Origin of the sequence: Hugenholtzia roseola DSM 9546, assembly GCF_000422585.1 — a bacterium.
Taxonomy (GTDB): domain Bacteria; phylum Bacteroidota; class Bacteroidia; order Cytophagales; family Bernardetiaceae; genus Hugenholtzia; species Hugenholtzia roseola.
Genome location: NZ_KE383884.1, coordinates 1 through 21,042, shown reverse-complemented (window position 1 = coordinate 21,042; position 21,042 = coordinate 1). Strand labels below are relative to the sequence as shown.

Below are 21,042 nucleotides of genomic sequence, written 5' to 3'. Positions count from 1 at the left end.
TTAAATTTGATTTGACAATGGTTTTATTTCTTCTAAAAACTTAGATATTAAAATCCTATTTTCTCTTTCCCACTCTTTTTCAAATTTTACTTTTTTACTCGAAAAAGTAATAAAATCGTCTTTGGGCATAAAATCACCTTCCAAAACAAAAATTGTCCAATGAAACTTATTGTTTATATTTTTCATTACTGAAATATAAACCGGAGAAGCTCTTCGTTCATTGTTTTTAAAGTTTACGCTGTTATCCTGAAAGACACTGATTGGCAAACCAAACGCCGCCTTTTGGTCAAGTGTATCCATAGTAAAAGTCCTTTTACTTTTTTCTTTGTGTGTCTGCCCTTTCCGAAGTTTTCGCATAACTGAGCCAATATTATCAAGACATAACTGCCATGAGTCGAAGCCTTGTTTACTTACATATAGCGATTGAGGAAACGTACTGTAGCTTTTTGTAATTGGTCTCTTGTGAACATTCGGATACCTGTTTCTAATTGATGACAAATTTGACTTTAAGTAACTTTGCAAATCTTGATTAGTAACTTGGATAAAATTCAAGAAATTAGCGAGAACGTTTCTTTTATCATCAACATTAACAATACCAAAAGCACCTGCGCCACGTCTTGCTCGTGTACCTATGCTTCCCAAATTAGCAAAAATCCAAAAAGCTGCGCAAAAGTCTTTTAAGTAATTTTCATCTTTGCAGGAAAACGTAATCTTAAACCTTGTGCCTTTATTGAAACCTTCGCGCTCTGATTGCTGATGAAAGAGAATATAGAGAAGATATTTTACGCCATCAAAAGGGTTACTAAGACCATAACCTAAAATGTTCGAACCTTTTACAACAGTTTCTCGCTCAGTACTTACCCTAATCAAAACCTTACTTCTCCCTTCCGTTCCCCCAAAAATCTCATCTTCTTTGGCTTTAAGTTCTTCTAACGAACGATGCCCATTCATCGCCCTCCACCAAAACCTCAACGCCCCTTTGATAGAGGGCGGACGCAATTCGGGGGTAGTGCCATCTGCTCCTGAAAGGAACATAGGCGTGATGGTTTCGCAGGTAAAAGTGATTGTTTTCATGGGAAAGAAATTGGATTTGAAAGACTACCCTGCAAGTATAAAAATTTTTTTTGATACTTGCAAGGGTAGTTACATTTTCTTGATTTTATTTTTGAAATAGGAATTGATGGTTTTTGTCGTTTTTTAGTCCAATACGCGCTTAATGGTGCCATAGCCTACACTTACCTTGCCTCCCAAACCGATATAATTGGGCATAAAAACGTTGGTTTCGAAGGCGGCTTGGAAGTCCATGAGCTTGTTTTGCTTGTACTTGGTGTGGTGGGGCATGCGCAGGTCTAAAATACGCGCTTCCACTTTTTCGGCGATAAACCAATTCAAGCCCTTTGCCATAGAAAGGATATTGCCTACTAATTTGCGCTCTAAATATTCGTAGCAAGCCTCCGTAGTGGGAAGCTGGTTAAATTCTTGATAGGAATTTTGGTTTAAAGCTATCCAATTAGAAATGTGGTAGCGAAAAACACGCGCTTCTACGCGCAAATCATAACTTTTGAGGTCTAATTTATGCACCCACATCTGCTCTGCCTGACGCGCCCCGATGCGCAACGCCCAATCAGGCTGCCCAAAAAACTTGTGAATTTCATCTACGCCCTCGTCCAAACAAAGTAGCGTCGCCCTTTCGTACAAACTTTTATACTGCACCAAAGGGTAGCGATAGGCATAGCGCGTATCGTCTAAATGATTGTGGAAAAGGTCGTGCTGCCTGCCCACTTTCGCCACTACTGCCCCACGAAAGGCAGGCACTTCATACGATTTCAGGGGAGCATCAAATTCTACTCGCAAAAGGCGTATCGTTTTCATTAAATTCAAATAGGAAAGTGTGAGAAGAAATTTTGAAATGACCCAATAATAAGAAATTTATAGAAAATTACAAAAAAAGCCTTCTTTCAAAAAAACTTTTTACCCCTTGAAGGGCTTGCGCCTCATCAAGGGTAAAAAGAAAAGAATTGTTGTAGCAAAAAAATATCAAATCACTAATTGATAGCCCAAATATCGTATTTTTAAGGATTGTTTGTAGTCAGAAGGCAATTATTCTGTTCCGCCTTTGGTTTTTGCCTTCGCCGTGATGTATTTGAGCGTCTTGACAACTTGGGCAGTATTTTTTACCTGCGATTTTGTCCAGAAATAGCGGTCTAAATAAGGGCGATTTGCAAATAGAACCTCGAAAATCTCTACTGTCTTATTGCCATCTCTTTCTACTTTTAAATTGATAACAACCTCTTCACTTTTGAATTTGTAGGTAACATAATTCTTTCTTTCCAAATCGCTATCTGTATTGGGTAAGACATACTTATCGAAAAATTCAATGAGTTGTTCTACTTCATTGATGTCGAGATACGCCGTTTCTGTCCAACTTTTAGAGCCGCCTTTATCACCTCCCAAGCCTCCTAATAGGGTTGCGCCCATGCCTTCCAAATCATATTGCGTTACAATTTTTAAGCCTTGCGCATATTCACCCGTTTTTAGGTTTGTAAAGGCAATAGGGTAAAACTCCACATACTCGCCCGTACCCGACTTAAATACGGCTTTTTCAGAGGCATCAATTTCTATTTTCGAGAAATTCGTTTCTTTGATAGCATTGCTCAACTTGGAAGCCTTCTTTGCCTCCTGATTTTGTTGTGCCTTAGATATTGAGGGCACAGCAAAGAATAATAAAATTCCGAGTAAGCATTTTGTAAAAAAAACTTGTGTCATTTTCATAATAAAAAGAATTGTTTGCAAGCCTACTCATTAGCTTTTCGGCAACCGCTATCTTGTCTATGTTTCAAGATGCTACAAAATTAAAGCAAGTATCTTAGCTTTCAAAATAATACAAATGAAAAACTGAATTGCATGCAATCCCATGCAATAGAATCGCGATATGGTAGAAAAAAAATAGACTTAAAAGTCTGATTTTCAAACTTTTAAGTCTAAATATGCTGCCTTGCATTTGCTTGCAAGCCTTTCTCGAAAAAGCTGCTACCCTTCTTCGTGTAGGCTAATTTTAAACTCCACACGCCGATTTGTCCGACGGTCTTCTTCCGTTACTTCGGGCGAAACCAGCGGCTGCGTCGAGCCTAAGCCTAAGGCTTTGATGCGGCTTTCCTCAATCCTACCATAAGAAAGAATGTAGTCGCGAATGGCATCTGCCCGCTCCTGCGAAAGTTTGAGGTTCTCTTCGGCTTTGCCTGCCGCGTCGGTGTGTCCGCGAATTTCCAAGTGGCTATTGGGGTGTTCTACCAAAAAATCGATGACCAAGTGCAAATCGTTTTCCATCGAGGGTAAAATTCGTGCGCTTGCCGTCTGAAATTCTATTGACTTAAATTGTATCGTTTCTATCTGTGTGCCATCACTGCTGGAGGCAGTGGCGCGTTTGGCTTCGATGTCTTTGTGCGTATCGCCATGTAGTTCGAAGATTTCTTCTATTCTAAAAAAGTTTTCTCCACTTACAATTAAAAGATATTTTCTTTCATCAATCAATTCAAACTCGAAAGTGCCATCTTCGCGCAGCTCACGTGGCGCAATCGGCGTTTTCTCCTCCAAATCATACACAATGACCATGCCCTCGAAGACCTCCCCCGTATAAGACTCCGTAACCCTACCTGTAAAGCGCACAATGGCACGCGCCTGTGCTTCCATCGGCAGTTGGAACGAAAAAAGGTCGGAATTTTCATATTTTCGTTTTTCAGATATGATTTTTTCGGAAGCAGGGTCTAAATTTTTCTTGGCAGCCTTTGCATAGAAAAGCAAGCGCGATTCGGAATCGATGGTAAAATACATTTCATGCCCTTCGGTATTGACAAAAGGTCCCAAGTTTTTGGGTTCGCACCATTGATTAGGGGCAATTTTGTAGGCTTTAAAAATATCAAAACCGCCAAAATTATTTAAGTGTCCATTCGAGCTAAAATAAAGTAAATCTTCTTTTTTGTGTATAAAAGGGCTTAATTCGCTAAATTGGGTGTTGATAATTGCCCCCAAATTCACTGCCTCACGCCAACGGTTGCGCTTGTCGCGCAAGGTAAAATAGATGTCTGTGCCACCAAAGCCGCCTTTTCTATCCGAAGCAAAATAAAGCGTATCGCCTGTGATAGAAAAAGAAGGGTGCGATTCCCAAGCATAACTATTGATGCCTTTGCCCATATTGACAGGCTCTGACCAAGCCGTATCCAACTTGTAGGAAATATACAAATCGCAGTTGCCAAAACCATCTGCCGCCTCACAACGCGCAAAAACTATCGTCTTTCCATCAGGACTAACGGTAGGCGAACCTTCGCTATGTGTAGAATTGAGAATGTCTAACCTTTCGGGTTCGCTCCAATAATCTTCTCCTATTTTAGTAGAGCGATACAAATTTTCATCAAATTTCATATTTATTTTCTTTACAATGTCGCTCGTATCTTCCACTAACCTTTTAGAAGTAAAATAAATCACGCTATCATTTTCGCCCATAGAAAGTCCGTAATCTTCAAAAGGCGAATTGATAGCACCCCCAATGGGCGAACCCAAATCTTCGGGCGGGCGCAGCGAATCTACTAATTGCCACCTTTCTATAAAATTGTAATACTTTTCTAAGGGTACATATACAATTTTTTCGCGAAAGGTCAGTGAATCGTAGGCTTTAAAAAGGCGCACTTTGTCGCCTCGATGGTGCTTGATTGCCAAGCGGAAAAGTTCCTTTGAAAGTGTGCTGTCCTTATTGATAAGGGCGGTTTCGGCATAAAGCCAAATGAGTTGGCTCTCTTGCAAAAAGTTTTGGATACCGAAATTGCTCACGTATTGGTGCAGGGCTTTTTGTAGGTTGAGGTTATCATTTTCGCGTTTGAGTTTCGTAATTTGCATATAAAGCGAAGGATTTTGATAATAATCCAAATAGCCTACATTTGGAAATACCAGCGTCGGACACTGCACTGCCGAGGATTTGGCTATCGGTGCAAAAGTTTCGGTAGCTAATTTGTTGCGGTCTTTTTCGCGCTTTTGGGCAAAAAGCGAAGCAGAAAGGAAAAAAGAAAGACACAGCCCCAGCAGGCTTATCCAGCGTGCAAAAGGAATCGTAAAAGCAGCAATGGGCGCGAAGACGAAGGAAAAATAGGCTTTCATAAAGCGTTTAAAAAGGGGTAGGCAAAAGGGAGGAAGTGGCGTTTCGGTAATTTTGTCAGTTTTTTGACAAAAAAACAGAAATAACACAAAGGAAAACTACAAAGGTATCGTAAAATAGTCATAAAAAATACCAAAACTCGACGAAAGGCACTTTTGCTGCGCTAAAAAGCCGCCAACAAAGGACTTTCCCTTTCTTTCAAACAAGTTGGCACAAGGGTTGTTTTGCTTTTGCACTTCTTAGCAAGCAAAGACTACCCAAAGGGATTGCCCAAAGGCGAAAAAAGCATCTATTATAGTAGTCAGACGTAGGTCTTGATAGATGCGTTGCGTACAAATCACGTGCCTTTTTCATTTAGAAACCGACGCTTTCCCCAAAGTCAGACGACTTTCAATCTTGCCCTTTTCTGACCTGCCCTGCACCAGAGAAGAAGAATTGGTACGCCTCCTGCTGACATTTTGTCAGGAAATAGCGGCAATACAACCAAATAAAAGGCAGGGTTTGAATTTTGTGAAAGCGAAAAGGGCTACTTCTACCACTTCTTACTACCCCGTTTGTGAAGGATATGTTTAAAAATATGATATTTTCAGAAGTTATAGAATCGGATTCTATGCCACAAGATTCCGAAGAGGCAAGCCAAGACACTGCGCCTAAGGAAATCCTGATACTTCCTATCCGAAATACGGTACTCTTTCCGCAGGTGATTATGCCAATTACGGTTGGGCGTGAAAAGTCGGCAAATTTGGTGCAACACGCCAATAAAAACAACCTCCATATCGGTATCGTTACCCAAAAAGATGCGCAAGCAGAAGACCCCCACATCGAGCATTTGCAGGGCGTTGGGGTGGCGGCGCGTATTCTCAAAAAAATCACCCTCCCTGATGGCAACCTGACCATTATCGTACAGGGCTTGCACCGTTTTGCCATCGAGGAGCAAGTTGCTTTCGAGCCTTTTTTGAAGGTGCGCTATACAAAACTTGCCGATTTAAGCATCAATTTAGAAAATAAGAAAGACAAGGCTTTGCTTTCTACCATCAAAGACAATGTCAAGAAGATGGTAGAATTGAGTCCTGATATTCCTTCCGAAGCCCAAGATGCGATAGAAAACATCGACCGCCCCGAATTTCTGGTCAATTTTATCTGTACGCACATCAATCTGGATTCGAAAGAAAAACAGCAACTTTTAGAACAGACTACCTTTGCCGAGCGCGGTAAAAAATTGCTCAAATTTTTGAGTCGTGAGCTACAACTTTTAGAACTCAAACACGACATCAGCACCAAAACGCACAACGATTTGGAGCAGCAGCAGCGCGATTATTTTATCCGCCAACAAATCAAGACCCTACAAGACGAACTTTCCGACAATAGCGGACAAGATTCAGAACGCCTTGCCAAGCGAGGGGCAGAAAAAAATTGGGGCAACCCCAAAGTAGAAGCTACTTTTCAGAAGGAACTCGAAAAATTTGCCCGCCAAAACCCACAATCACCCGAATATGGCATTGCCCTCAATTATTTAGAATTGATGCTCGACCTGCCCTGGGCTACTTATTCCGAAGTGGAGTTCGATTTGAAGAAAGCACAAGAAATTTTAGACCAAGACCATTACGGTCTGCAAAAGGTAAAGGAGCGCATTTTAGAATTTTTGGCAGTTTTGAAGCTCAAAGGTTCGCATAGCGGTTCTATTTTGTGTCTGCATGGCGCACCGGGTGTGGGCAAAACTTCTTTGGGCAAGTCCATTGCAAAGGCGTTGGGGCGCGAATATGTCCGCCTTTCTTTGGGGGGTATGAAAGATGAGTCGGAAATTCGAGGGCATCGCCGCACTTATATTGGGGCTATGCCGGGGCGCATTATCCAAAACCTGAAAAAGGCAGGAACATCTAACCCCGTTTTTGTTCTCGATGAAATTGATAAGGTCGGCAATGATTTTAGAGGCGACCCTGCTTCTGCACTCTTGGAGGTTTTAGACCCTGAACAAAATCACGCCTTCAACGACCACTATTTAGAAGTGGATTACGACCTCTCTAAGGTCTTTTTTATCGCCACAGCGAATGATTTAAGCACGCTGCACCCTGCCTTGCGCGATAGAATGGAAATCATAGACCTTAGCGGCTATACCACCGAAGAAAAACTCGAAATCGGAAAAAGACACCTTTTCCCAAAACAGCGCACCGAAAACGGTTTGAAGGCGAAAGACCTTAAAATTACCGACGAGGCACTTCTGACCCTAATAGAAGGCTACACGCGCGAGGCGGGCGTGCGCAATTTCGAGCAAAAGATAGCCGCTTTGTGCAGAAAAATTGCCAAATCGGTAGCCTTAGAAGAAAAATACAGCAAAACCATTAGCCCTGCACAGGTAGAAAAACTCTTGGGCGCACCCATTTTCGAGCGCGAAAATCATCAGCCCTACACCACAGCAGGGATTGCGATGGGGCTTGCCTGGACGCAGGTAGGCGGCGAGGTGCTTTACATCGAAAGCCTTTTGAGTAAGGGGCGTGGCAAACTCACCCTTTCGGGGCGTTTGGGCGAAGTGATGAAAGAATCTGCCATGACTGCGCTCTCTTTTCTAAGGGCGCATGCGGAAAAGTTTGGTATTGAAGCGCAAATTTTCGAGCAATACGACCTACACATCCACATTCCTGCGGGTGCAGTGCCAAAAGATGGTCCTTCGGCGGGCATTACGCTGCTTACGGCTATGGTTTCTGCCTACACAAGGCGAAAGGTCAAGAGTACGATTGCCATGACGGGCGAAATTACTTTGCAGGGAAAGGTGCTGCCTGTGGGGGGTATCAAAGAAAAAATCTTGGCTGCCAAACGTTTGGGCGTGTATGAATTGATTTTGTGTCAGAAAAACAAAAAAGAGGTAGATGAAATCGAGAATTTTTACAAAGAAAAGCTAAACTTTCACTTTGTAGAAAATGCCCATCAGGTCATAGAACTTGCCCTTTCCGACCAAATGGCAGACGATTTGAAGATAGAAGTCCGCAAAAATACGTCGGAAAACAAGAAGCGCAGACCTAAAAGAACTTCGTAGGCTTGCTTTCCTAATTTAGCTCGCCTTCGAATTTTGCTAAGAATTTTCCTAACCCTAAGCCTTTTGAAAAGGCTTAGGGTTTTCGGTTTGGTTTTTTGTTAAACTTTTCAAAAAAACGTACCTTTGCCCTTCTTTTCGCCCTTAGTTTGCAACCGAAAATCTTATCTTTGGGTCAGGTTTGAAGAAGCCTTGTTTTTTTGGCTTATTTTGGACTTATTGTGGGCTTGTTGTCGCTTTGTTGTCGGCGGCTAAATTGGGCGTTGCTTGTGTTCTCACAAATGACTATCTATAAAACCTTGCCGAAGGCTCAATATTTATCGGTTGTAAAACCTCGGCGACGGGCAACGCCCTCGCCGACGGTTTAAAATTTTGCTTTAACTTTTGACTTTATTTCTTGTCTATGATGCGTCTTTTAGCTTGTTTGTGGCTTTCTTTGGGGTTTTGTGTGGGGGTGATGATGGCAGAAAAGGGGCTTCGGGCGCAAGACAACCCAAGTAAGGAGGTCATCGAGCAGGACAGTTTAAAATCAGAACCTAATAAAGACAAAAAGAACGATTTTTTTAAAAATAGAAAAAATGAGCGCGAAAGTAGAAAAGAAGGTTTTGAAAACCGTTCTGCGCTCGATACAGTAGAGTTTGATGCACAGGATAGTTTGAAGATTGTCAAGATTTTTTTAGAATGTCATTACAAAACAAAAGACCGCATTATTTTGCGTGAGTTAGCCATTGCACAGGGCGATAAAATCCATCGTGCCGATTTAGAAGCCATTTTAGAGCGCGAAAAAAATAAAATCTTTAATACCAATCTTTTTATCAATGTGGCTATCCACTGGTGGGAAGTGGCTGAAAATGAGATAGAAATTAGCATCAGCCTAACGGAACAGTGGTATCTTTTTCCCATGCCTTTGATAGAACTTTCGGATAGGAATTTCAACGTTTGGTGGCAGCAGTTCCGTTGGGATTTGAGCAGAATAGACTGGGGATTGCGATTCCGTCAGCGCAATTTTAGAGGGCGCAATGAAGATTTGTTACTACATTTTCAATTAGGTTTTACCCATAAATTTGAATTAGCTTATCAAGTTCCTTACATCAACAAAAAACAGACGGTAGGCTTGCGCTTTCATGTGGGTTATACCGAAAACAATACCGTTGCCTACAATACCATTGCCGATAATTGGGTCTTTGTGGGCAAACCTGCGGGCGAAATTTTGCAACGCCGTTTCTACGCCGTTGGGCAGGCGCAAATCAGAAGCCGCTTTTTTGATAGACATAGCTTCGGGCTGGCGTATCGCGGCTCTTCGGTTGCCGATACGATTGCGACTCTCAACGCCAACTTTTTTGGGGAAGGGCAGACCCAACAACGTTTTTTTGAACTTAGCTATCAGTTTGCACGCGATAGGCGCGATAGAGTGGCGTATCCGCTCAAAGGCTATTTGGTGGTCTTGCAGGCACAAAAATTGGGCTTGGGCGTTTTCAATGAGGTAGATATTTTCAACGTCAAGACGGAATTTTCACACTTTTTACCGATTACGAAAAAAATAAATTTGAGTAATAGCATTTTTACAAAACTTTCTTTTCCAAACGAAAATCAACCCTATACACTTTTGCGTGGCTTTGGTCTGAACAAAGAGGCGGTGCGCGGCTTCGAGCAATTTGTGGTAGAAAGCCAGCAGTTTTTTATCTCTAAAAATACCCTTCGCTACAAACTTTTCGATAAAGTTCTCACTTTTTGGGAAAAGCTACCTTCACAATTCAATAAAATGCCGATTGCACTCTATCCAAAGGCATTTTTCGACATAGGATACGCACAAAATACCGAGCCGCAACCTTTTAATTCTCTCCACAATCGTTGGCTTTGGGGGGCAGGTGTCGGCTTCGATGTCGTAACGTACTACAATATGGTTTTTAGATGGGAATATTCTTTTACCAATACAGGCGTGCGCGGCGCAAACTTTGCCTTCAAAGCCGAGTTTTAAGGTATAACACCGAATCGCTGCTTTCCCTTCGTAGGGAAAAGGCATTGCGCTATTTAGATTGAAATGAAATTTTTTAAGCCCAAAGAAAATGAAAACCAAATTTTATTCTGTTTTCAATGCGAAAACAAAGTTAATTTTGCAGAATCTAACCCCATTGAGGTTTTTTGTGGGGTGCTTTTGTGCCTTTCTGATAAGCCTTTTTTTTATTTTACCCAAAAACATAGCAGCGCAAAATCCAGACCCGCTGCCTGATTTGGAAACAGAACGGCTTTGGAAGTTTCAGGATTCTATTCCAATTTTAAAAGCAAACGGTGAAGCCTACCCAATGGCTTGGGCAGGAGGGTTGAATGCACCGCAGTTTTCTACCCTCGACCTCAACGGAGACGGCACAGAAGACCTTTTTGTCTTCGATAGAACCAGCAGAAAAATTACCACTTTTCTTGCCCGACAAAATCCTAATACCCAAAATTGGGAATGGGACTACGCGCCTGATTACGCGCATTTTTTTCCTAATGGTTCAGATTGGTACTTATTAGAAGATTTTAATTGTGATGGAAAGCCTGATATTTTTATGGCTGTCCCTTTCGGAATTGCCGTCTATAAAAATATTTCTACGACACAAAGGCTTGATTTTGAGCTATTTAGCCCCCTTCTTTTTACACAAGGACTTACGGGCAGAACCAATTTAGACATAGACCGAACCGACATTCCTGCCTTAGTGGATATAGATGACGACGGCGATTTAGACCTGCTCAATTTTCAGCCTGCGGTAGGCGGTCTGGTAGAATTGCAGCTCAATGAAAGCCGAGAGCGCGGTTTTGGTTGTGATAGTTTATTGTTTCGTAAAATAATTAAATGGGGAGATTTTGTAGAGTGTGATTGTGAAACGTTTGTTTTGGGGGGAAGCTCGAATTGTAGAACCGAACAACTTGCCCATGCAGGCTCTACGCTTTTGGTCTTTGATGCCAATGGGGACGGCAAAAAAGACCTTCTCACAGGCGATGTCGGTTGTCCTAATTTGTCTTTGCTTTTGAATGAGGGCGAAAATGTGCAAGCGCAGATGCGGCGCGTTATTCCTAATTTTCCACAAACAAATCCCGTAAATCTTAGCTTTTTTCCTGCTGCTTTCTACCAAGATGTAACTTTTGATGGCAAAAAGGATTTACTGGTCAGCCCCAATTTATACATCAATGAGCTAAATTTGGTAGATTTTGAGCGTTCTATTTGGCTGTATGAAAATCAGAGTACAAGCCCAAATCCTAACCAAAATCCACAATTTTCCTTTATTTCTACCCAATTCTTACAAGAAAAAATGCTCGATTTGGGTGAAGATACGCGCCCTTTTTTAGTGGATATAGACGGAGATGGCGATAAGGATTTGTTTGTCGGCGTGCGCGGCAAACTTCAAAATCAGAACTATCGTGCAAGGCTTTATTTTTTCGAAAACACGCCGCAGGGCTTTTGGCTCAAAGAGGAAGACTTTGCCGCCCTTTCTACCCAAAATCTACAATTTTTAAAACCCACCTTCGCCGACATAGACCAAGACGGACGGGCAGACCTTTTTTTCACTGCTTTTGATACAGAAAGTAGGCGCAGTTTTTTGTATTATCTAAATGCTAACTTTTTTAATCAAACCCAAAATATTAGCCAAAATCTCATCAAAATAGAAAATTCGGTAGTAGAAATTCGCATCTTAGATGAACCTTTTTTGTATGATACCGACCAAGATGGCGACTTAGATTTGCTTATCGGACGTTTTCAGGGGGGGATTCAAGTATTTGAAAATCAAGGTGTTGGCTCTAATTCATTGCCCCAGTGGAGGGCGCAAACTACTGCCTTTGTTAGTTTGCTTTTAGGGCGTAGGACGGCTCTTGCGATTGGCGATTTAGATGGCGACTTGTCAGATGATTTATTAGTGGCAGATGCCGAAAATGGATTGGTTTTGTATAAAAATTTAAAATCAATTTTAGAAAATCCTTTGGCAGATGCCCAAACTTGGCGCGAGGCAGCGGTGAAAAATTGGCTTTTTCATGCCCCTACGCAAAGTGCAGTCGCACCTTTTTTTGGCGAGGGCGTTTTTCCTGCTCTTTTTGGAAATGATATATTTTTAGGTACGATTGGGGGAGGTTTGCTGCATTTGCAAAGTAGTCAAGCGGCTTTCCCACCGCCTTTGCCCGAAGGGGAACTTCGTATTTTTCCAAATCCCAGCTCTGATGTTTTCAGAATCCTAAGCCCAAAGGCGGCTTCGGTGCGTGTCTTTAACGTATTGGGACAAGAAATAACAACTTTTGAACTATTGCCCAACGTCGCCTTTGACTTGCAGGCACAAAGTTGGGCAAGGGGCTTGTATCTGATGGAGGTTTTGAGTCAGGAAGGGGTGAAAAAAAGTCATAAAATCTTACGTTGGTGAGAAAGGTGAAAAAAGTGAGCGAAAAGCACAAAATAAAATTTGGCGAACTCTCGTTATTTTTAAGGCGTTTTTGCTTTTTCGATAGAAAAACTACCTACTTAAAAAAGGCTACAAAAATTCCTATTCAATCGGCTTTAAGTCAAATAAAAGATGTATCTTAGCCCAACATTTTAGGTTGGCTCTCTTATTTGTATGCTTCTGTGCGTTTTTTCTGTGCGTTTCCCTTTCCAAAATATCCTTTCCAAAAAAAACTGCCCCCTCTACCCTATGCAATCCCCACTTTCTTTTATTTTGCTGCAAACAGACCCACAATTACAACAAACACTGACCGAGCCGCGTGATATTTCTTTTACTGAAATGTTTGGATACGGCTCTTGGATTTCTTGGGTCTTACTTTTCGAAACTTTGCTTGTCTTAGTGGCTTCTCTGCTGATGATGCGTCGCTACCTGATGGCTACAAAAGGCAACCCCGATAAGCTACACAAAGAGGTTACCAACGCGCTCAATACGGCTTTGGGCTGCAATCCGCGCCAATCTTTTACGAAGGCAAAAGAGGACGCAATGCACAAAATAGACTTCAAAGAAGGGGCTGTTTATTACCACATTCTTTGGAGCGAAGCCCTCACTTTTTTCACCTCGCGTATTCAGTCGGCACAGGCGCGTGAGCAAGATGCAAGCAGCCTGCGCGAATCCTTAGAAAGGCGCGTGGAATTGGAGTATAGAAAAATGACGGCTTCTTTTTGGTATGGGACTTTTGCCTTTGTCATCAAAACTGCCACCGCTTTTGGGCTTTTCGGCACACTATTGGGCATCATGGACATCTTTCAGGGCATCACACAAAGTCAGGGCGGATTGGATTTGAAGAACATCTCTGGCGGCATGTTCGAAGCGATTGTTACAACATTAGGGGGACTTTTTGTGATGATTTTGACTTCTTTTCTAAACTATTTCGTGCAGCAAAATATGAAAAAATACGAAATTAAGCTCAAAACTTTTGCACACGAAATTATCAAATATTGCACCTCGCCTACAAAGGCGCAATAAAACGAATCTTAATCAACCCAAAAAATAATAAAAAACAACAAAAAAACTAAAAATATCTTAAAAATCCTAAAAAATCCTAAAAAATCTTAAAAAATAATATGAAGTCCCTACACAACGAAGAAGACCTCGACATGGACATGAGCGCGATGAGCGACCTTATCTTCCTGCTTCTGCTCTTTTTTATCTTGGCTTCCACCTTAGCCGTAACCTCGTCCATCGACATCAACCTGCCCAAAACGGCAGAGGCGCAAACTGCCAAACGCCCCACATTAACCCTAACCGTAGATGCAGAAGGGCAATATTTTTTAGACGATAAAGCCATCGAACTTACTGAAATAGAGAAAAAATTTGCTATCGCCAAGACAACAAGCGAGTCGCATCTGGTTCATCTCAAAGCCGATGCCGCTACGCCTGTGCAGGCAATCCTTCACATTCAATCTTTGGCAAGTAAGTACAAAGTGCCAATTTCTATTTTGGTAAAACAAGAAACAGAGTAATAGCAAATAAGGGCGGGGCTTCAAGTCTATGCCTTTTGGTTTTAAAAAAGCACACGCTTATCAATTTTAATGCAAAACGATTTATTTCAACCCCAAGCCGACACCTATCTGACCATAGCAGAGCCTACTAATGCTACTTTTCGCGACAAAGGCAGCAAGTTTTTGGCTTATGCCTATCCTATCCAAACCGAAACAGAGGTAAAAAGCTATTTAGAAGGGCTTAAAAAGCAATATTACGACGCAACGCATCACTGTTACGCCTATCTTTTGGGCAGGAATGGTGAAAATTGGCGTGCTAATGATGACGGCGAACCCAATCACACCGCAGGCACGCCTATTCTCAATCAGATTCGAAGCCAAAACTTAACACAAGTTTTGGTAGTGGTAGTACGTTATTATGGTGGTACCAAGTTGGGCGTTAGTGGTCTAATTCACGCCTACAAAACCGTTACTGCCTTAGCTTTGGAAAAGGCGCAGGTGGTGGAAAGGGTTGTCCGCACGCCCTTTGCCTTTCACTTCGATTATCTACAAATGAACGACATCATGCGATTGGTAAAGGAATATGATTTGCCAATTTTAGCACAAACTTTTGAAAATACTTGTTTTATCAAATTAGGCGTGCGCTTGAAAGATGAGGTATCGGTACGTCGGAAGTTAGAAGATTTGGGTATAGAAACGCTTTGAAAAACAGGTCTTTAAAGCAACTAAAAATATCAGACTAAAAAATAAACAATTTTTCAATCTAACCCAAATGGCGTATAAATTACCCTTATCGCCTTCGCGCTCTATTTCTTTTCAAAATAGCCCTTCATGGCGTGTCCTGTGCGCGTAAGATTTAGCAGCTCATCTGCCACTTCTTTGGCAAAGCCTAAAAGCGGATTGCCTTCTATTTTTTGGCGCAGTTTTTCATCTGCCGATTCTGGATTGAGTGCGTCCTTGTACTTTTTTGGAGCGTCGGCAGTGTTAGGCGCAACGCTTTTTTGTGGGGTAGTGGGCTTGGGTTGTGCTTTCTTTTGGGCGGCTTTGCTGGTCTGTAAGCGCGTAAAACTAATGCCTGTGGTTAGCACTTTTTTTGTACTAAATCCTTCTTTTTCAAGCAGTTGGCTTAATGTTTTAGGGGTAAAATAGCCCAAGTGTTCGGGATAGTTGATGACATTAAAATCGGCTTTTAAGTAATGGCGCATCAAAGAATTGAAGTTGGGGGTAGTGCAATAGAAAAGCCCGCCTTTGCGCAATAGGGTATGAATTTGGGCTACCTCTTCTCTGGGGTAGTTTATATGTTCAATTACTTCAATGGAGGTGATGACATCAAAACTTTCCGCAGGGTATAATTTTGCATCTAATCTCCCTTCCTGCATCTCGATTCCTTTTTTGCGTGCTACCTCGCAGGCTGCCTGTCCAAATTCTACGCCATAGACCTCCCAACCGCGTTCTTTTGCGACACTCAAAAGGTGTCCTACGCCGCAGCCTACATCTAAAATTCTATTGGTCTTGCGGTATTTCTCAAATTGGTCTAAAAGCTGGTGGTAGCGTTTGATGGTAATGGGTGAAAGAAAATGCTCGCTGCCATAGCCGCTATAAAAGCGGGTGAGTTCTTCCAAAGTTGGGATTTTGCGAATAAAGACAAAGCCGCATTGGTTACACTTTACCAAATGGTGTCGTTCGTATCCTTTCTTGGCTTTGAGTGCGTCCGAGCCGCAGAGTAGGCAATGTTGGTGTTCTTGCATGGCAGATGAAAAAGATAAGATGGAAAGACCTCGCCTTAGAAAAGGGGCGAGGTCGAGACCCTTTGCGTACTTATTTTTGTACCTATTTTTGTTTTTGTTTGAGTAGTTTTTTCAAAACCTTTTCATCAATTTTGAAGGGATAGGTTTGGCGCAAAGTCTTGACCCATTCGCGCTCCAAATGGTTTTGGTAGTCGGAAATCACCACGCCGCGTGTTTCGCTCAAATCCTTCTGACGTTCAGGCTCGATGCGCTCGATATGCACGCAATAGTGTCTGCCTGCTTCCTCGAAAGTGTAAATGCCGCTTGCCCATTCCACCAAATTGATTTTTTCCTGTGTGCCGCGCTCGAATTTGCCCTTGCTGATTTTGAGCTGAAGCGGATTTTTTTGGTTGTATTTTTTTTCTAAAAAAGACTTGTCGTCAAGATTGATGCTAAGGGTCATGACCGACTTATCGGGGTTTTCGCCCGTTTCGCCACCAATTTCCAAAATACCCAATGGCACATTTTTTTTCCGCAAGAGGTCTAAAATCTTGCTTTGGCGCACCTTGCTACTACTTTTGTCTTCCGAAGGCGAAGAAAAATCGCGAATCCTGATGCCATATTCAGGGTACTGCTTGCGCCAATTATCCAAAAAGGCATCGACCATGAGTTCGGTTTTTTCATCAAGTTCGCGCTCATCGAGTTTGAAGGTGAGGACGGCGTTGGCGTAGCCATCTTTGCGCACTTCATTGTCGCGCTTGATTTGGGCGACAACCGCTTGCAGCGTTTCGGCATCAGCGGCATCATAAATGGTTGCAATGGCACGCTCTTTCCACTTGTAGTTTTGGCGGTTTTGCTCGAAAAAGGCTTGCAAACCTGCCTCGTCGGTTAGGGCTTTGCTCCATACTTTTTCCTCCATGATTTTGAAAATCAAGATGCCATCGTGATATTCGCGTGTCAGGAAGCGAAATTCAGGATATTTATATTCCAACTGCGATTTTTCATATTCTAATACGGCTTCTTTTACAAAAAGTTCGTATTGTTTGTAAATAAAAATATGTTTATCGGGGGCAGTTTTGAGGCTTTCTGCATCTTCGCCTTGCTCGTCTAAAAAGGCTTTGAAGTCTGAAAGCGAATAGGATTGGTCTGCTATCTGAAAAAGTTTATCTTGGGCTTGGGCTGCAAAAATGGCGGCAGCGGCGGTGCTATCTTCTTGATTTTGAGCCGCTTGTGCGATTTTGTCTAAAAGGGCGGCGGTCTGTGGCAGGGTTGAGAAGCGGTTTTCCTTTTTCAACTTTTCTATCAAGGCATTTTCCTGCAATTCTGCACGAGAGTCGCGTGCTACCTTTTCTTCCAAAAGGCTATAAATCTCCTCTAAGGGTTCTAAGGGCTTGCGCTCCAAAAGTTTGAGAATATACCAACCGAAGGGGGTGCGTAGGGGCGGCGAAATTTGATTTGGCTCTAAGTCTGCCAAAGCGTCCTCGAAAACGGGCTGCATTTTAGCAGGCGACTGCCAAGGGAGTTCTCCGCCCTGATTGCGTGTGCGCACGTCGTCGGAAAATTGTTTCACTAAGGTATCCCAATCGTCGCCTGCTTGTAAGCGGCGATAGATTTCTTCGGTTTTTTTGCGAGCTGCCAATGTATCTTCGGTAGCCATGCCTTCCGAAGAGCGCACATATAAGTAGCTTATCCTAACCGAACCGCGCGTTGGTTTTCTTTTAAAGACCTTCAAGATATGGTAGCCATATTTGGTACGGAAGACCTCTGAAACTTTGCCTTCGGGGGTTTGATATGCCTGATTTTCAAAAGGATAAATCATTTGTAGGGCAGTGAAGTAGCCCAAATCGCCGCCTATGCGTGCCGAGCCTGTGTCTTCGGAATATTCCATCGCTGCCTGATTGAAGTCCATGCCTGCCACTATTTTTTTGCGGATGTCGCTTATTTTCTGATAGGCGGCTAAGGTGTCGGCGGCTGTGGCGTAGGGGTCTATGCGTATCAAGATGTGCGAAGCCCTGATTTGCTCTTGCAAGCGGGTGTAGGCTTCCTTTACTAACTGGTCGGAAACGTTTTTAAGGGTCAGGTAGGGCTGTGCTAATTGTTCGCGATAGGAAAGGTATTCATTTTTGAAATCGGCAGCGGTATCTAATTGCTGTGCTTGGGCGGCTAAAACTTTGAGTTTGAAGTTGATGTAAAGCTCTAAGTAGTTGCGCACTTCGGCTTCCTGCCAAAGATTTTTTTCTTTGCCCAAAGGGTTGTTTTTTTCAAAAGCATAGCTAAACTCTTGGGTAGATACTTTTTCTTTGCCTACCTCAAGTAGGGTTTCTTCTTTTTGGGTAGGCTTCTTTTGCGCAATCGCCTCCGAAAAGGCTGCGGTTAGGGCAAGCAACAAGCCGAAAATCCAAAATAAAGGGGATAATTTCATAGATTGTATTTTTTTCTGGAAATAGAAACAGTAAGATGCGTTAGGGAAAAGGGAAGATAAAAGCCAAGAGGCACGATTTCAAACCGTAAAAGTACAACAAAGACCTTACATGAAAAAACACAAATTTCATTCTTGGCGTGGCAGCGGCTTTTTTGTCGCTATTTTTTCGTCTTTTGGTCGTACTGACCTCAATGCAGGAAAGGAGAGTTTGAGAAAATATTTTTAAAAATTTAATAGAAAGCTATTGCTATCTATTTTATTCTTTTGTATCTTGCCAGCATTATAAAAGCTACAAACTTCATGCAACTTATTATACACACAAAGGGCGCGTATTTGAAACGTCACCAAAATATGTTTGAGGTGCGAATAGAAGAGGTTACACGCCGAATTGCGCCCCAAGAAGTGGAGATTATTTTTTTATCCACAGGCACGTTAGTAACCACAGATGCGCTTATGCTTGCCCTCCAAAAAGAAATTGAAGTAGTTTTTATCGACCATGCTGGAACAGCAAAAGGGCGCGTTTGGAACAATACTTTTGGTTCTACGCCAAAAATTAGACGCAATCAAGCATTTTTTCATAACCACCACAAGATAATAGAGTGGCTGCGTCAGACGCTTTGTGAAAAAATAACGAACCAAAAAAACTTACTTATTCAGATTGCTTATTCGGGAAATCTAATCAACGGCGATACCACTTTTTCGCGCTTGCAAGATTCTATCAAACAATTAGAGGAAAGTTTGGTAGCATTTGAAAATATCAATACTTGGAAAATGCCTCGAAAAGACCAAACTTGGAAAGACCAATTTAGGGGTTTAGAAGGCAATGCTTCTCGTATCTACTTTTCTGCTTTGGGATATGTTCTACCACATAAATATCAGTTTAGGGAGCGTACTCGCCCTGCGCTTGATAAGTTTAATTGCTTGCTTAATTACGGCTATGGTATGTTGTACCCGATAGTGCAGGGGGCTTTGATACAAGTGGGTTTAGACCCTGCTTTGGGTATTTTGCATGCTGACCAGTATGGGCAAGTTCCTACCCTTGCGTTTGATTTAATAGAGCGGTATCGCATTTGGGTAGATACCGTAGTTGTTCGCTTATGTATACGTGATGCCTTTGATGAAGGACATTTTCGCCCTAACCCCGAAGGTGAAGGGATTTGGTTACAAACAGATGGAAAACGCATTTTAGTACAACAACTACATGAATATTTCCAAGAAATTGTACCTAAAAATAAAGTCAATAGAACGCGCTTGGCACACATTCGTTTGGAGGCGCAGGCTTTGGCACAACTTTTTTTGAAGCTATCCGAAAAAAAATAATCATTTATTAAACAATATGAAAAATACTAATAATTTAAAAACTGTTTTATTCGTTCTTTTCTTCTTGCTTCTACCTCTTTCGCTTTTAGCAGAGGATTTGCACGATAAAAAACGTGTTGGCTGTATATGTAGAGATGGTGTGAAGCGAAATACGACAGGCGCAGGTAGTTGTGCAGGTCATAAAGGCGTGAAGTATTGGCTTTATGCAGATGTGAGCGTATATGAGGCTTATGGCGATAACCTGCCTGCCATTCCACCCTCTGAATTGATAGAAATTACTCCCGAAGAAGCTGAAAAAATAGCCAAAGAGGTTGTCAATGGAATTGCAGATGAGGTAGAAAAGCCCAAACGAAAACGCAAATCTTACGAAACCGAAGACGGAATAGAAAAACGTTTTAGCTACTCCGATATTTTAATGCCCGTAGTTGTTATTTTAACAATAATTTTGTTGTTTCTGATTATTATTGTCATTGTAAGAAAACTTTTGTAAAAAATAACCTTTATGCGCTATCTCATTTTGTACGACATTACCCAAGACCGAACACGCACCCATATTGCCAAATATTTGGAGGAAAAGGGTTGTCAGCGGATTCAGAAGTCTGTATTTTTAGCCCAAAGCTCCGTTTCTATTTTTACCGAAATTCAAACTTATTTAGAATCCTTACAGGAGGAGTTTCAAAAAAATGACACCATTTTACTAATCCCTATCGGGAAAAAAAGTGTCGAGCAAGCGCGGTTAATAGGTACGAACGAAGCTTTTACAGAAAAAGTAAAAGATAAAAAAATATTATTTTTCTAAAAATTATTAAATAAACTACTTCTCTGCCTCAATTTTTTCCACCAATTCCTGATACCAAGCCGCGCCGTATTTCTGTATCAAGGGTTCTTTTAAAAACTTGTATAATTCCACACCCAATTCTTTACCCAAACTGCAAGCGGCACTGCAAATATCCCATTTGTCGTAATTAACGGCTTCATAGCTCGAATAGACCGTAATGCGCACAGGGTAGAGATAGCAAGAAATGGGCTTGCGAAAATTGATTTTGCCTGCCAAAAAAGCACGCTCGATGCCGCAAAGAGCCGTTCCCTTTTCATCAAAAACAACATAGGCGCACTTGCCTCCTTCGCCAACTAAGGGCGTACTCCAATCGCCTTCCTCGTCGTGTAGGTACAAGCCTTGTTCGGCAATCGCCTCCAAGCCTTCGGGTGAAAGCTCGTCTTTGAAGTGGGGAAAAGCCGCTTCCAACTCTGCCAATTCCGATTCGGTTAGGGGCGCACCCATGTCGCCTTGCACACAACAAGCACCTTTGCATTTTTTCAAATCACAGACAAAGTGCTTTTCTGCCAAATCGTCGCTGACTAAGGTATTCTGAACTGCTATCATGGCGTTTGATTTTAAAATTTTTCAAATAAAAACCTGTTTTTTTTCTGTAAAATCCTTTAAATCCGCGTTCTCTATTTTTCAGAACACAGACGACACAGATTAGACAG

At 42.0% G+C, this 21,042-nt stretch carries 17 protein-coding genes; 10 read left to right on the top strand and 7 right to left on the bottom strand.

The window, feature by feature from the left end:
• From cmr1 to G500_RS0116855, 4 genes are all read right to left on the bottom strand, one after another.
• Positions 1 to 1,074 carry a type III-B CRISPR module RAMP protein Cmr1 gene (cmr1, locus tag G500_RS0116880; protein ID WP_086047948.1) on the bottom strand — a complete coding sequence of 358 codons (1,074 nt, stop codon included), beginning with the start codon at positions 1,072 to 1,074 and terminating at the stop codon, positions 1 to 3.
• A 123-nt stretch (positions 1,075 to 1,197) separates the two neighbouring features.
• Positions 1,198 to 1,872 (bottom strand): CRISPR-associated endonuclease Cas6, encoded by a 675-nt coding sequence (locus tag G500_RS0116870; RefSeq protein ID WP_027003407.1) that lies wholly within the window; start codon positions 1,870 to 1,872, stop codon positions 1,198 to 1,200.
• Between the two features lie 228 nt (positions 1,873 to 2,100).
• Positions 2,101 to 2,712: a hypothetical protein gene (locus tag G500_RS0116860; RefSeq protein ID WP_154657205.1), complete on the bottom strand. Its 612-nt coding sequence runs from the start codon at positions 2,710 to 2,712 to the stop codon at positions 2,101 to 2,103.
• Between the two features lie 318 nt (positions 2,713 to 3,030).
• Positions 3,031 to 5,148: an OmpA family protein gene (locus G500_RS0116855; RefSeq protein WP_051203777.1), complete on the bottom strand. Its 2,118-nt coding sequence runs from the start codon at positions 5,146 to 5,148 to the stop codon at positions 3,031 to 3,033.
• A gap of 319 nt (positions 5,149 to 5,467) precedes the next feature.
• Here G500_RS0116855 and G500_RS23940 point away from each other — a divergent pair, with 319 nt between their 5' ends.
• The 7 genes from G500_RS23940 to G500_RS0116805 all read left to right on the top strand — a co-directional run bounded on the left by G500_RS23940 (position 5,468) and on the right by G500_RS0116805 (position 14,787).
• Entirely contained in the window at positions 5,468 to 5,719 is a 252-nt protein-coding gene (locus G500_RS23940; protein WP_035757862.1) for a hypothetical protein, read from the top strand.
• A gap of 4 nt (positions 5,720 to 5,723) precedes the next feature.
• Entirely contained in the window at positions 5,724 to 8,177 is a 2,454-nt protein-coding gene (gene lon / locus G500_RS0116840; protein ID WP_027003404.1) for an endopeptidase La, read from the top strand.
• A gap of 400 nt (positions 8,178 to 8,577) precedes the next feature.
• Positions 8,578 to 10,152 carry a BamA/TamA family outer membrane protein gene (locus G500_RS0116830; RefSeq protein ID WP_027003403.1) on the top strand — a complete coding sequence of 525 codons (1,575 nt, stop codon included), beginning with the start codon at positions 8,578 to 8,580 and terminating at the stop codon, positions 10,150 to 10,152.
• Positions 10,153 to 10,240: 88 nt separating this feature from the next.
• Positions 10,241 to 12,562, top strand: a complete 2,322-nt coding sequence (locus G500_RS0116825; protein ID WP_027003402.1) for a T9SS type A sorting domain-containing protein — start codon at positions 10,241 to 10,243, stop codon at positions 12,560 to 12,562.
• 267 nt (positions 12,563 to 12,829) lie between these two features.
• Positions 12,830 to 13,606, top strand: coding sequence for a MotA/TolQ/ExbB proton channel family protein (locus G500_RS25215; RefSeq protein ID WP_161626151.1), 777 nt, complete (start codon positions 12,830 to 12,832; stop codon positions 13,604 to 13,606).
• A 98-nt stretch (positions 13,607 to 13,704) separates the two neighbouring features.
• Positions 13,705 to 14,103, top strand: a complete 399-nt coding sequence (locus tag G500_RS0116810; protein WP_027003400.1) for an ExbD/TolR family protein — start codon at positions 13,705 to 13,707, stop codon at positions 14,101 to 14,103.
• A gap of 69 nt (positions 14,104 to 14,172) precedes the next feature.
• Positions 14,173 to 14,787, top strand: a complete 615-nt coding sequence (locus tag G500_RS0116805) for an IMPACT family protein (RefSeq protein WP_027003399.1) — start codon at positions 14,173 to 14,175, stop codon at positions 14,785 to 14,787.
• A gap of 101 nt (positions 14,788 to 14,888) precedes the next feature.
• Here the strand turns inward: G500_RS0116805 and G500_RS0116800 are convergent, their stop codons facing one another.
• A complete protein-coding gene (locus tag G500_RS0116800; protein ID WP_086047946.1) occupies positions 14,889 to 15,830 on the bottom strand; it encodes a class I SAM-dependent methyltransferase in 942 nt (313 codons plus the stop codon).
• A gap of 82 nt (positions 15,831 to 15,912) precedes the next feature.
• Positions 15,913 to 18,231: a peptidylprolyl isomerase gene (locus G500_RS0116795; protein WP_027003397.1), complete on the bottom strand. Its 2,319-nt coding sequence runs from the start codon at positions 18,229 to 18,231 to the stop codon at positions 15,913 to 15,915.
• A gap of 300 nt (positions 18,232 to 18,531) precedes the next feature.
• Here G500_RS0116795 and cas1 point away from each other — a divergent pair, with 300 nt between their 5' ends.
• From cas1 to cas2, 3 genes are read left to right on the top strand one after another with little or no spacing between them, the layout of a single operon-like run.
• The gene (gene cas1 / locus G500_RS0116785; RefSeq protein ID WP_086047945.1) at positions 18,532 to 19,551 is read left to right on the top strand and encodes a CRISPR-associated endonuclease Cas1; all 1,020 of its coding nucleotides are present in this window, start codon (positions 18,532 to 18,534) and stop codon (positions 19,549 to 19,551) included.
• A gap of 16 nt (positions 19,552 to 19,567) precedes the next feature.
• The gene (locus tag G500_RS0116780; protein ID WP_027003395.1) at positions 19,568 to 20,041 is read left to right on the top strand and encodes a hypothetical protein; all 474 of its coding nucleotides are present in this window, start codon (positions 19,568 to 19,570) and stop codon (positions 20,039 to 20,041) included.
• Between the two features lie 12 nt (positions 20,042 to 20,053).
• Entirely contained in the window at positions 20,054 to 20,350 is a 297-nt protein-coding gene (cas2, locus tag G500_RS0116775) for a CRISPR-associated endonuclease Cas2 (protein WP_027003394.1), read from the top strand.
• A gap of 15 nt (positions 20,351 to 20,365) precedes the next feature.
• On the opposite strand, the gene G500_RS0116770 is transcribed toward cas2, so the two are convergent.
• Entirely contained in the window at positions 20,366 to 20,935 is a 570-nt protein-coding gene (locus G500_RS0116770; protein WP_027003393.1) for a DUF3109 family protein, read from the bottom strand.
• Between the last annotated feature and the right edge of the window lie 107 nt (positions 20,936 to 21,042).